This is a genomic window from Catellatospora sp. NPDC049111 (assembly GCF_040648615.1).
In the GTDB taxonomy this organism is placed as follows: domain Bacteria; phylum Actinomycetota; class Actinomycetes; order Mycobacteriales; family Micromonosporaceae; genus Catellatospora; species Catellatospora aurea.
Genome location: NZ_JBEZEB010000002.1, coordinates 1 through 12,078, shown reverse-complemented (window position 1 = coordinate 12,078; position 12,078 = coordinate 1). Strand labels below are relative to the sequence as shown.

Below are 12,078 nucleotides of genomic sequence, written 5' to 3'. Positions count from 1 at the left end.
GTCTCACATGATGGTCGACGTGCTTGCGCGGCGAGGTATCCGTGGCATACTTGGCAACGTGATCAACCAGGCGTTCTACTTTACCTATGGCTCCGGGAACCCGGCAGTCGTAGGTCGCGCCTGAGCACACAGACCTCACGAAAAGCCCCGGGCTCCCAGAGCCCGGGGCTTTTCGCCTTGTCCCGGCCACTGGTGAGCGACAATCCCACTGAGGAGTCCCACATGAGCGCCATCGCCCACGAGACCGGCACCACCGCGCCGGAGGCAGCCACCGAGATCACCTCGATGCGCGAGCGCATCGACCAGATCGACGCCGCCCTCATCGCGCTGTGGAAGGAGCGTGCCGCGATCTCGCAGCAGGTCGGCAAGACCCGCGTCGCCTCAGGCGGCACCCGCCTGGTGCTCAGCCGCGAGCGCGAGATCATGGACCGCTTCCGCGCCGAACTGGGCCCCGACGGCACCCAGCTGGCCCTCCTCATCCTCCGCGCCGGCCGCGGCCCGCTCTGATCCGACCCGGGTACCCGGCGCAGCACAGCCGCGCGCCGCGCCCTATTTTCATCGACGCTGGCCTATTACATCGACTGCACGCAGATCAAACTCGATGACATAGGCCACCGTTTATGCAAAACGGGTCGCGCCCCGCCGGCGCCGAGCAACATGCGGTCGCGGAGCACGCGGCCGGGCACGGATCATGCGGTCGGGCGTACATGCACAGGGCACCGCCCGCTACGCGGACGGTGCCCTGCTCTATGTTGACCCGGTGGCGGGCGGTCCGGCCGGAGGCTCAACCCCACCTGACCGTTCGCCACCGGGAGACACTCCTACCCCGCGTGCACCACGTCCTTCTCCTGGGCGAAGTGGCACGCGCTCGGGTGGCCCGAGGTGGGGCGGATCTGCAGCAGCGGCGGCTCCGTCGCGCAGATCTCCTGGGCCTTCCAGCACCGGGTGCGGAAACGGCAGCCCGACGGCGGGTTGGCCGGCGACGGGACGTCGCCCTCCAGCCGGATGACCGCCTTGTGCTGACGCACCGTCGGGTCCGGCACGGGCACCGCGGACAGCAGGGCCTGCGTGTACGGGTGCGTCGGCCGCACGTAGATGTCGTCGTCCGTGCCGACCTCGACCATCTTGCCGAGGTACATCACACCGACCCGGTCGGCGATGTGGCGCACCACCGACAGGTCGTGGGCGATGAAGATGTACGACAGGTTGAAGTCCTTCTGGAGCTGGTCCAGCAGGTTCATGACCTGCGCCTGGATCGACACGTCGAGTGCCGACACGGGCTCGTCGCACACGATGACCTCCGGCTTGAGCGCCAGGGCCCGGGCGATGCCGATGCGCTGGCGCTGGCCGCCGGAGAACTGGTGCGGGTACCGGTTGATGTGCTCGGGGTTGAGACCGACCACGTCGAGCAGTTCCTGCACCTTGCGCCGCCGGTCGCCCTTGGGCGCGGCATCGGGGTGGATCTCGAAAGGCTCCCCGATGATGTCGCCCACGGTCATCCGCGGGTTGAGCGAGGTGTACGGGTCCTGCATGACGAGCTGGATGTTGCGGCGCAGCTTGCGCTGGTCCGCCGGGCTGAGCCGCAGCACGTCCCGGCCCTGGTAGCGCACCTCGCCCGAGGTCGGCTTCTCCAGGTTCATCAGCAGCTTGGCCAGCGTCGACTTGCCGCAGCCCGACTCGCCGACGATGCCCAGGGTCTCACCCTTGTGCAGGTCGAGCGAGACGCCGTCGACCGCCTTGATCTGCCCGATGGTGCGCTTGAAGACGATGCCCTGGCGGATCGGGAAGTGCTTGACCAGGTCGCGTACTTCGAGGATCACTTCACTCACGGCCGTACAGCTCCTCTGCGAAGTGACAGGCACTGGACCGGACGCCACCCAGCTCGATCAGCGCGGGACGCTCGGTCGAGCAGATGTCCTTCGCCATCCGGCACCGCGGGTGGAACGCGCAACCCGAGGGGATGCGCAGCAGGTTGGGCGGCAGGCCCTTGATGGTGTTGAGCTCCTGGCCCTTGAGGTCCAGGCGCGGCAGCGAGTCCAGCAGGGCCAGCGTGTACGGGTGGCAGGGCTTGCCGTACAGCGCGTGCACGTCGGCCTGCTCCACGATCCGGCCCGCGTACATGACCGCGATCCGGTCCGCGACGTCGGCGACCACGCCGAGGTCGTGGGTGATCAGGATCATGCCCATGTTCCGGTCGCGGCGGATCTCCGCCAGCAGGTCCATGATCTGGGCCTGCACCGTCACGTCGAGCGCCGTGGTGGGCTCGTCCGCGATCAGCACCTCGGGGTCCAGCGCCAGCGCCATGGCGATCATGACGCGCTGGCGCATGCCGCCGGAGAACTGGTGCGGGTAGTCCTTCAGGCGCGTCTTCGCCGCCGGGATCTTCACCAGGTCCAGCAGCTCCGCGGCGCGCTTGTACCCGTCGGCGCGGCTCATGCCCCGCCGCTTGCGGAACAGCTCGGCGATCTGGAACCCGACCGTGAAGACCGGGTTCAGCGCCGAGAGCGCGTCCTGGAACACCATCGCGATGCCCTCGCCGCGGACCAGCCGGCGCTCGTCCTTGCCCATGGTGAGCAGGTCCTTGCCGCGGAAGCGGATGGAGCCGCCCGTCACGAAGCCCGGCGGGGTGTCGAGGATGCCCATGATGGTCTGCGCCGTGACGCTCTTGCCGGACCCGGACTCGCCGAGCACCGCCAGCGTCTCACCCGCGTCCACGTGGTAAGACACTCCGTTGATCACCTTCGCGACGCCGTCGCGGGTGCGGAACTCCACGTGGAGGTTCTCGACCTCGAGCAGGTGGCCGCCCGAGCGGCCGTCGACGCCCTGGACCGGCGCCGTCTTCACCTTGATGTCACTCACGTCGCTCTCCTAGCGCAGCTTCGGGTCGAGTGCGTCGCGCACGGCGTCGCCGAGCATGACGAAGCTGAGCACCGCGATGGCCAGGAAGGCGGCCGGGAAGGCCATCATGTACGGAGCGGCCTCCATGAACTGCCGGCTCTGCCCGATCATGATGCCCCAGGAGACGACCGGCTCCCGCAGGCCGACACCGAGGAAGGACAGCGTCGCCTCGGCGCCGATGTACGCGCCGAGCGTGATCGTGCCGACGACCACCATCGGGGCGACGGAGTTGGGCAGGACGTGCCGGAAGACGACCCGGCCCGGCCGGGCGCCCAGCGCCTGCGCGGCGTGCACGTAATCCAGCTGCTTGGTCGACAGCACCGCCGCCCGCATGATGCGGGCGAACGACGGCCAGCCCAGCGCGATGAACGTGGCGATCACCAGGCTGGTGATGCGGAACGCGCTCGGGTTGCTCTGCACCGGGGCGAAGGTCGACAGGATCACCAGCGCGCCGAGCACGAACGGCAGGCCGAGGAAGATGTCGCCGAACCGCGCCAGCAGCGTGTCCGTCCACCCGCCCAGGTAGCCGCTCAGGATGCCGAAGAACCCGCCGAGCAGCATGTTGCCGATGACGGCGGACAGACCGACCACGATCGAGGCGCGGGCGCCGTAGATCGTGCGGGCGTAGATGTCCTGGCCCTGCACGTTGTAGCCGAACTGGCCACCCTTGCCGAACTGGAACCAGGCCCCGAAGTCGGGCTTGGTCAGGCTCCGGTTGAGGTCCGCCGCAGCCGGGTCGACGGAGCTGAACAGCGACGGGAACGCAGCCATCAGCACGAAGATCATGATCAGGATCGCCGAGATCACGAACAGCGGCTTGCGTCGCAGCTCGTACCAGGCGTCCGTCCACAAGCTACGGGGCTTGTCCTTCTTGTCTTTCTTGGGAGCCGACTCCACGGGGGCCGGGGTCACCGGCATCGGGACGGCTTCGGCCGTGGGGGTGGCCACTTCGGGGCTACTCATAGCGGATCCTCGGGTCCAGGACCCCGTACAGAAGGTCCACGAGCAGGTTGACGACGAGGTAGACGAGCACAAGGATCGCCACGATCGATACCACGACGCCGGACTGCCTACGGTTGATCGAGTCGAACAGCAGGCCGCCGATGCCGCGGATGTTGAAGATGCCCTCGGTGACGATGGCACCGCCCATGAGCGAGCCGAGGTCGAGGCCGAGCCAGGTGACCACCGGGATCATCGAGTTGCGCAGCGTGTGTACACCGGTGACGCGGCTCGGGGTCAGGCCCTTGGCGACCGCGGTCCGCACGTAGTCGGCCCGCCGGTTCTCGACCAGGTTCACCCGTGTCAGCCGGGTGATGTAGGCCAGCGACCCGCTGCCCAGGATGAGTCCTGGAATGATCAGCTCCACCAGCGGCGCCTCCGGCGACACCGAGGAGAGGTTCAGCGAGTAGCGGGCCACGAGGCCGATGACGAAGATCGGCAGCGCGATCAGGACCAGCGTCGACACCAGCACCAGGTTGTCGATGAAGCTGCCCCGGCGCAGGCCGGTGAGCACACCGGCGGTGATGCCGATCAGGGCCTCCGCGGCCACGGCCACCAGCGCGAGCTTGATGGACACCGGGAACGCCTGCGCCAGCAGCTCGCCGATCTCGGTGCCGTTGAAGGTCTGGCCGAACTCGCCTTGCATCAGGTTGGTCAGGTAGTTCAGGTACTGGATCGGCAGCGGGTCGTCCAGGCCGAACTTGTCGGTCATGAAGTCGACGTACGCCTGCGGGCACTGCCGCTCGCCGCATCGTCCTGCAAAGGGGTCACCTGGTAGTCCCCACACCAGGAACCAGATGAGAAAGGTGGTGCCGATGAAGACAGGGATCGCCTGCAGCAAACGGCGGAGGGCATATCGCCCCATGACTACTCCTCACTGAGCCTCGCCGAGATAGGGCCGACCCCACATGCCACAGCGGTCACCCGCCGCGTCACCTGGGGTCGGACCCGCCGGCGTGCCGTGCCCGCGAAGGCCCGGCACGCCGGTTCATATCCGGTGTCTAGCTCACTTGACCGTGACCGTGGCCAGGTCGAGCTCGCCGAAGGTGTTGATGGTGACGGTGCCGAGCTTGGCGGACCACACCGACTGCTGCGACGAGTGCCACAGCGGGATGGTCGGCATGAGCGCCGGCAGCATCGCCTCGGCCTCCTGGTAGAGCTTCTCGGCGGCCGCGAGGTCGGCGGTGCCGTCGGCCTCCTTCAGCTTGGCGTCGAAGGCGGCGTCGGAGAACTTGCCGTCGTTGGACGAGGCACCCGTCTTGAGGAGCGGGTTCAGCCAGTTCTCGATGTGCGGGTAGTCAGCCTGCCAGCCGGCGCGGGACATGCCCGTCATCTTCTGGGTGGTGACCAGGGTGCGGAACTCACCGAAGGTCGGGAACGGCTTGCCCACGCACGGCACACCCAGCGAGGTCTGGATGCTGTTGCAGACCGCGTCGACCCAGTCCTTGTGGGAGGCGTCGCCGTTGTAGGCCAGCGAGATCTCCTTCGGCTTGGTGGTCGCCGACTCGAACAGGGCCTTGGCCTTGGCGGCGTCGAAGGTGCAGAACTCGCCACACACGTCGGCCTTGTAGCCGGCCATGTTCGGGTTGACCCAGCCGTTGGCCGGAATACGGGTCTTGTTGAAGATCTTCTCGGTGATCAGCTTGCGGTCGATCGCCATCGACAGCGCCTGGCGCACCTTCGGGTCGTTGTAACCCGGCAGCCAGGTCGGCATCGCGATGAACGCGGAGGTCGAAACCGGCTTGTTGCTCGACGCCGACGGGAAGTCCGTCTTGTACAGGTCGCCGATCAGCTTGGCCGACGGAACCTGCTGCTGGAAGTCGATCTGGCCCTGCTTGACGTCCTCGTAGGCGGCGGAGTCGTCGGTGTAGACGCGGAAGATGACGTCCTTCACCTTCGGCTTGTCGGTGCCCTGGTAGTCGTCGTTACGGGTGACCTTCAGCTCGACGTTCTTGGTCCACGACTCGAGCTTGAAGGGGCCGTTGCCGACCGGCTTCTGGCCGAAGGCGGCCGGGTCCTTGAAGAACACGTCCGGCAGCGGCATGAACGCCGAGTAACCGACCTTGATCGGCCACAGGTTCGACGGGCCGCCCAGGGTCACCTCGAACGTGGTGTCGTCGACGACCTTCAGACCGTCCATCTTGTCCTTGGCCGGCTTCGGAGCCTCCTTCGGGCCCTCGCCGTCCGGGTCCTCGCTGGTGACGTCGGCGTAGCCCTTGATGTCACCGAAGAACGTGCCGTTGATGAGGCCGTTCGGGGTGTACGCGGCGTAGTTCCACGCGTCGACGTAGTTCTTCGCGGTGACGGGGGTGCCGTCGTGCCACTTCCAGCCCGACTTGAGCTTGACGGTCCAGGTCGTACCGCCGTCAGCGGAGGTGATCGACTCGGCGTTCGCCATCTCGGTCTTGGCGTCGGCGGCCGCGTAGTTCGTCAGACCGGTGAAGAGCGCGTCGATGACCACGCCGCCCTGGGTCTCCGAGGTACCGGCCGGCACCAGCGGGTTCTGGGGCTCGCCCCAGCTGATGATGAACGAGCCGTCGTTCTTGGGGGTCTCCGGCTCAGGCGTGCTGGTGCAACCAGCCGCGGCCAGGGCGACAGCGGTCAGACCGACTGCCACCTTCCATGGGGTAATCCCACGCATGCGTGTGCCTCCTCAGGCGCTCACGAGGGGGTGTGAGGTGGCCACACTTTCGCACCCCGCGAGCACGCGCCGGAAGGGCCTGATACCAACCCGTTACCGAGACGGGACGACGCCGATATCCCGCAAAGAAATGCTTCACATCTCTACGTCGCCCCCTGACCAGCGGGTTTTGTGCTGGTCAGCGCCGTAGTCGATCGAGGAACGAAACACGATGGTAACTGGCATCCCAGCCTGTGGGCGATACCGAGAGTCACACGAGGCGTCGATCTGCTGCCCAACGCGACAATTCATACCTGTTGGACATCTGCAGCTTGCGGAGCACATTGGACACGTGCGTCTCCACCGTCTTGATGGAGATGAACAGCTCCTTGGCGATCTCCTTGTACGCGTACCCCCGCGCCAGCAGCCGCAGCACCTCGCGCTCCCGGTTGGTCAGCTGGTCCAGCTCCGGGTCGGCCACGGGGGCGTCCGGGCGCGCGGCGAAGGCGTCCAGCACGAAGCCGGCCAGCCGCGGCGAGAAGACCGCGTCCCCGTCGGCGACCCGGCGGATCGCGTCCACCAGGTCGTCCGGGGAGATCGTCTTGGTGACGTAACCGCGCGCGCCCGCCCGGATCAGGCCGATCACGTCCTCGGCCGCGTCGGAGACCGACAGCGCCAGGAAACGCACCTGCGGCTGGGTCTTGCGCACCGCGTCGAGCACCGCGCGGCCCCCGCCGTCGGGCATGTGCACGTCCAGCAGCACCACGTCCGGGACCACCGACCCGATCATCGACACGGCCTGGGCCACCGTCGCCGCCTCGCCGACCACGTCGACGTGCGCGCCCAGCTCGGCCCGCACACCCGCCCGGAACATCCCGTGGTCGTCGACCAGGAACACCCGCAACCGCTGCTCGCTCATGCCCTCTCCTCGCTGCGCTCGTCACGTGCCTGAGCCGCCCAGTGCCCGATGATTGCCTCGCTGCGCTCGCTCATGCCCGCTCATCTCCGGTGACCGCGCTCATGCCGGCGTCTCCTTGGGCTCCTTCGGGGAGGTGACCGTCATGGTCAGTCTGACCTCGGTGCCCTCTCCGACCTCGCTGCGGATCTCCGCGTGGCCGCCGTGCCGCGACATGCGCCCGATGATCGAACCACGGACGCCGTGCCGCCGCTCCTCGACACCGTTGGGGTCGAACCCGACGCCCCGGTCGCGGACGAACACGCTCAGCATCGTCGGCTCCGCCTCGGCGTACAACGACACGGTCTTGACCTTGGCGTGCCGGGCCGCGTTGACCAGCGCCTCGCGCGCCGCGGCGACGATCGCGGTCACCTTGTCGTCCACCATGCGGTCGCCGACCACCACCGCCTCCACCGCGATGCCGTAGGTGTCCTCCACCTCCGCGGCCGCCTGCTGCAGCGCGGCGGCGAAATGCTCGGTCGGCGACCCGGTGGGCTGGTAGAGCCAGTTGCGCAGGCTGCGCTCCTGGCCGCGGGCGATGCGCTGCACCGCGGCCGGGTCGCCCGCGTTGCGCTGGATCAGCGCCAGCGTGTGCAGCACCTGGTCGTGCACCATGGCGGCCAGTTCGGCGCGCTCCTGCTCGCGGATGCGGCCCTCGCGCTCGGCGCGCAGCGCGGTCAGCGTGCGCCACAGCACCGGGGCCGCGACCAGGCCGACGCCGGCGAGCGCCACCAGCGCGAACGCGATCGCCCGCCACATGTCGGCCCAGGAGATGTTGGCGACCGGGGAGTAGAGGAAGACCAGCCCGAGGATGCCCACCGCGACCAGCACCCCGCCGGCCAGGAAGCGCAGCAGGTAGATCCGGCGGTCGCCGTCGGAGAGGGCGGCCAGCCAGGGCGCCGACGGCGACTCGTCGGACCAGCGCTGGCGGCGGTCCGGGTCGCTCTGGTGCCAGATGATGCCCGCGCCGACCGCGACCAGGGCGACCAGCCAGCCGACGGTCATCCCGATCCCGCCGTTGTGGTTGATCAGCGTGCTGACCGTCATCAGCGCCAGCCCGGCCAGCACGAAGGGAGCCAGCCGCAGCAGCGAGCGGGGCCGGGTCTCCCCCGGTCCGGCCGGCAGTACCGCCCAGAAGGCGGCGTACAGCAGCGCGCCCAGGCCGTTGATCGGCAGCAGCAGCACGAAGGCGATCCGGATCAGGGTCGGCGACAGCCGGGTGTTCGCGGCGATGCCCCCGGCCACCCCGGCGACCAGGCGGTCGGAGCGGGAGCGGGTCAGGCGGGGGTATTCCGGCACGGAGGGCTGCACAGCACCGATGGTTTCACGGGAGGTGCGCCATCGCCCACGGGTGAGGCCCCGGAGATGGGCCGTGCGACATTCTCAGGGTCCGCTCAGGGTCGCCGCCTGAGGCAGGTCAGGCCTGCTCAGCGGGACTATCGACAGCATGAGCGATGAGACCCCGACGCCCCCCGGCGCGGCGCCCTCCGAGGAGGCTCCGCCCGCGGCGCAGGCTCCACCCCCTCCCCAGGGCGAGCCCACCTCACCGTACGTGTCCTGGGCGGCGCCGTACGGCCTGATCCGGCCGCGGCACGGCCGCTACCTGGCCGGCGTGTGCGGCGCGCTGGGCCGCGCCACCAAGACCGACCCGCTGCTGTGGCGGGTGCTGATCGGCGTGCTCTGCGTCTTCGGGGTGGGCGTCGTCATCTACCTGGCGGCCTGGCTGCTCACCCCGGCCGAGGGCGACAGCTCCTCGCCGGTCGAGGCGCTGTTCGGCCGCGGCTACTCCAGCACCTCGTCGACGCTGACGTTGGTGATCGGCGTGCTGACGGTGATCCTCATCGGGGCGGTGACCAACAGTTTCGAGGTCGCCGTGATCGCGGCGATCGGGCTGGTCATCGCCGCGCTGGTGGTGAGCCGCAACACGGCAGGCCAGCAGCCGCGCAGCCGGCCCGGCGCGACCTACCTGCCCCCGGACTACGCGACGCAGCCGGTCACCGTGCCGGCCGCCGCACCGGCCCCGGTGACCGTGCCGGCACCGCCCGTGGAGCCGACCGGTTACCGGCCCCCGTTCGCCCCGCACGGGCCGTACGCCCCCGCCGCCCCGCCTCCTCCGCCGCCCCCGCTCAAGGCGCCGAAGGTGAAGCGGGAGCCGTCCCGGCTCGGCCGGCTGATCTTCGGGCTGGCCATGCTCACGCTCGGTGCCCTGGCCATGATCGACATGACCGGCCGGTCCGTGCCGGGCAGCACCTACGTCGCCGCCGCGCTCGCCGTGGTGGGCGTCGGCCTGGTCATCGGCGCGTGGTTCGGCCGCGCCCGCGGCTACATCGTGATCGGCATCGCGCTCGCCCTGGCCCTGCCGATGGCCGCCGCGAGCGGCGACTGGAGCCGCGAGCGCACCCAGGCCGGCAGCGTGACCTGGGCCCCGACCACCTTCGACGACCTGCACGACCGATACGAGCACCGCTTCGGCGAGGCCACCCTGGACCTCACCGGGCTCGACCTGACCGGTAAGGACATCCAGGTCACCGCTCAGATCACCGGCGGCGACCTGACGGTCATCGTGCCGCCGGACGTGGACGTCACGGTCGTCACCGAGGTCAACCTGGCCGACGCCGACGTGTTCGGCCGCAGCATCAGCGGGGCCGGGCAGCGCGACACCCAGACCAGCCTCGGCGACGACGGCAAGCCGGGCCCCGGCAAGCTCAAGCTCGTACTCGACGTCAACCTCGGTCACGCGGAGGTGATCCGGTGAAGAACCACCGCACCGACTCGGTATCGCTCTTCTTCGGCCTGGTCTTCCTGCTCGTCGCGGGCGCGTTCCTGGCCCGCGAGGTCATCGACGTGGAGCTGCCCTCGCTGGGCTGGTTCATCGCCGGCGGCCTGATGATCCTGGGTGTGCTGGCCGTGCTCGGGGCCCTGTCGCCCCGGCGGGCCGCCGAGCCCGCCGCGGTCGAGCCCGCGCCGGACGAGGCAGAGCAGGCGGAACGGGCCGAGCCCGAGCACGCCGGCTGAGCATCCCCCACCAAGCGCCCCTCACCGCGCGAGCCCGCGGTGAGGGGCGCTCTATGCTGACCGGTGAGACACACACCGGTCGACGACGACGAGGAGCAGCCGCCGTGAGCGAGCACGACCCGCTCGGCCAGGCTGCCGACGAGCGCAGCGAGCAGCAGGCGTGAGCGAGCGCAGCGAACCGACCACGACGCCCGGTCACGCCGCCGAAGAGCGCACTGAGGAGAAGGAATGAGCCAGCACCCGACCGATCGTCCCGGCGCCCCCGCGCTGGGCCCGCTCGGCCAGATCCGGATCGGCGACCGCGCCGCCCGCACCCTGACCACCGAGCTGGCCCGCCACGCCGGCCCCAAGACGGCCCTGCTGGTCGGCGCGTCCGCGGACTCGCTGGTGCTGGCCGAGGCGCTGGACGCGCTGCTGCCCGGCGACAAGCTCACCGTCGTCGCCGCCGACACGGGCGTCGCGGGCCACCTGACCACCCTGGGCAGCTTCCTCGCCGAGCGGGTCAAGGTCGTCGACGACCTGGCCGCGGCCGAGGCCGCCGACCTGGTCATCGTCGCCGAGCCGGTGGTCGGCTCCGGCGAGGAGGCCCGCAACACCGTCGAGCAGCTGAGCAAGTACGTCGCCGAGGGCGGTCTGCTGATCATCGCCGCGGTGGCCCTGCCCGGCCTGTCCGGCGGCGCGACCGACGAGCTCGACCGCATCGCGGCCCGCCAGGGCGTCGGCTCCGACCTGGTGCTGCGCAACACCCCGCCGGTACGCGTGCACCGCCTGCGCTTCACCGACGTCGACCCGGCCGTGGCCGCCAAACTCAGCCCGGCGTTCCGGCCGTCCAGCGTGCCGCTCTACGGCACCATGAACATCGACTCCAACGGCGTCGCGGCGGCCGGCATCGCGCTGGGCGCGGCCGCGTTCCTCAAGGCCACCCGACCGAAGTCGAAGGCGTGGGTGCTCCCGGCGCTGCTGGCCGCCCCCGTGGCCGCCTTCTTCCGCGACCCCGAGCGTGAGGTGCCCGCCGACCCGAGCGCGGTCGTCGCCTCCGCCGACGGCAAGGTCCTCAGCGTGGAGCACATCTACGACGAGCGCTTCGCCGACGAGGAGTTCCTGCGCATCGCGGTGTTCCTGTCCGTGTTCGACGTGCACGTCAACCGGGCCCCGGTGGCCGGCAAGGTGGTGGACTACTTCGTCGAGGACGGCGGGTACGCCAACGCGATGAAGCCCGAGGCCGAGCACAACGTGGCGGCGTACACCGTGCTGGAGACCCCCGAGCGCAGCCGGGTCGTGGTCGCCCAGCGCACCGGCCTGATCGCCCGGCGCATCGTGCAGCGGGCCCCGATCGGCGCGCTGCTGGCCAAGGGCGAGCGCTTCGGCCTGATCCGCTTCGGCTCGCGCACCGACGTCTACCTGCCCGCCGACAAGGCCGAGGCCCTGGTCGCCCCCGGCGACCGCGTCTCCGGCGGCTCCACGGTCATCGCCCGCCTGCGCTGACCCCGCCCCACACCCCCGACCGGGGCCCCGCCGCACTCCGCGGCGCGGGCCCCGCTCCGTTTGCCATAGACGTTGGCCTATCACATCGACTTTGATCTCGTCTCAG

At 69.8% G+C, this 12,078-nt stretch carries 11 protein-coding genes; 4 read left to right on the top strand and 7 right to left on the bottom strand.

The window, feature by feature from the left end:
- Nucleotides 1-189 precede the first annotated feature (189 nt).
- A complete protein-coding gene (locus AB0B66_RS02670) occupies nt 190-507 on the top strand; it encodes a chorismate mutase (protein WP_275412097.1) in 318 nt (105 codons plus the stop codon).
- A gap of 314 nt (nt 508-821) precedes the next feature.
- On the opposite strand, the gene AB0B66_RS02665 is transcribed toward AB0B66_RS02670, so the two are convergent.
- The 7 genes from AB0B66_RS02665 to AB0B66_RS02635 form a co-directional block, all read right to left on the bottom strand.
- Nucleotides 822-1,829, bottom strand: a complete 1,008-nt coding sequence (locus tag AB0B66_RS02665; RefSeq protein WP_360521818.1) for a dipeptide ABC transporter ATP-binding protein — start codon at nt 1,827-1,829, stop codon at nt 822-824.
- Entirely contained in the window at nt 1,822-2,850 is a 1,029-nt protein-coding gene (locus tag AB0B66_RS02660; RefSeq protein ID WP_360522902.1) for an ABC transporter ATP-binding protein, read from the bottom strand. Before AB0B66_RS02660 ends, AB0B66_RS02665 begins: the two co-directional genes overlap by 8 nt.
- A gap of 18 nt (nt 2,851-2,868) precedes the next feature.
- Nucleotides 2,869-3,861, bottom strand: coding sequence for an ABC transporter permease (locus tag AB0B66_RS02655; protein ID WP_360521816.1), 993 nt, complete (start codon nt 3,859-3,861; stop codon nt 2,869-2,871).
- On the bottom strand, nt 3,854-4,762 hold the full coding sequence (locus AB0B66_RS02650; RefSeq protein ID WP_360521813.1) for an ABC transporter permease: 909 nt from the start codon (nt 4,760-4,762) through the stop codon (nt 3,854-3,856). The genes AB0B66_RS02655 and AB0B66_RS02650 overlap by 8 nt, the downstream gene beginning before the upstream one ends.
- 141 nt (nt 4,763-4,903) lie before the next feature.
- Nucleotides 4,904-6,514 carry an ABC transporter substrate-binding protein gene (locus AB0B66_RS02645; protein WP_360521810.1) on the bottom strand — a complete coding sequence of 537 codons (1,611 nt, stop codon included), beginning with the start codon at nt 6,512-6,514 and terminating at the stop codon, nt 4,904-4,906.
- A 274-nt stretch (nt 6,515-6,788) separates the two neighbouring features.
- Entirely contained in the window at nt 6,789-7,436 is a 648-nt protein-coding gene (locus AB0B66_RS02640; RefSeq protein WP_360521807.1) for a response regulator transcription factor, read from the bottom strand.
- 99 nt (nt 7,437-7,535) lie between these two features.
- On the bottom strand, nt 7,536-8,771 hold the full coding sequence (locus AB0B66_RS02635; protein ID WP_360522899.1) for a PspC domain-containing protein: 1,236 nt from the start codon (nt 8,769-8,771) through the stop codon (nt 7,536-7,538).
- Between the two features lie 148 nt (nt 8,772-8,919).
- On the opposite strand from AB0B66_RS02635, the gene AB0B66_RS02630 reads away from it, so the two are divergent.
- The 3 genes from AB0B66_RS02630 to AB0B66_RS02620 all read left to right on the top strand — a co-directional run bounded on the left by AB0B66_RS02630 (nt 8,920) and on the right by AB0B66_RS02620 (nt 11,972).
- Nucleotides 8,920-10,227, top strand: coding sequence for a PspC domain-containing protein (locus AB0B66_RS02630; protein ID WP_360521804.1), 1,308 nt, complete (start codon nt 8,920-8,922; stop codon nt 10,225-10,227).
- Nucleotides 10,224-10,487, top strand: coding sequence for a hypothetical protein (locus tag AB0B66_RS02625; RefSeq protein WP_360521801.1), 264 nt, complete (start codon nt 10,224-10,226; stop codon nt 10,485-10,487). The genes AB0B66_RS02630 and AB0B66_RS02625 overlap by 4 nt, the downstream gene beginning before the upstream one ends.
- 228 nt (nt 10,488-10,715) lie before the next feature.
- Nucleotides 10,716-11,972, top strand: a complete 1,257-nt coding sequence (locus tag AB0B66_RS02620; RefSeq protein ID WP_360521798.1) for a phosphatidylserine decarboxylase — start codon at nt 10,716-10,718, stop codon at nt 11,970-11,972.
- Nucleotides 11,973-12,078 lie beyond the last annotated feature (106 nt).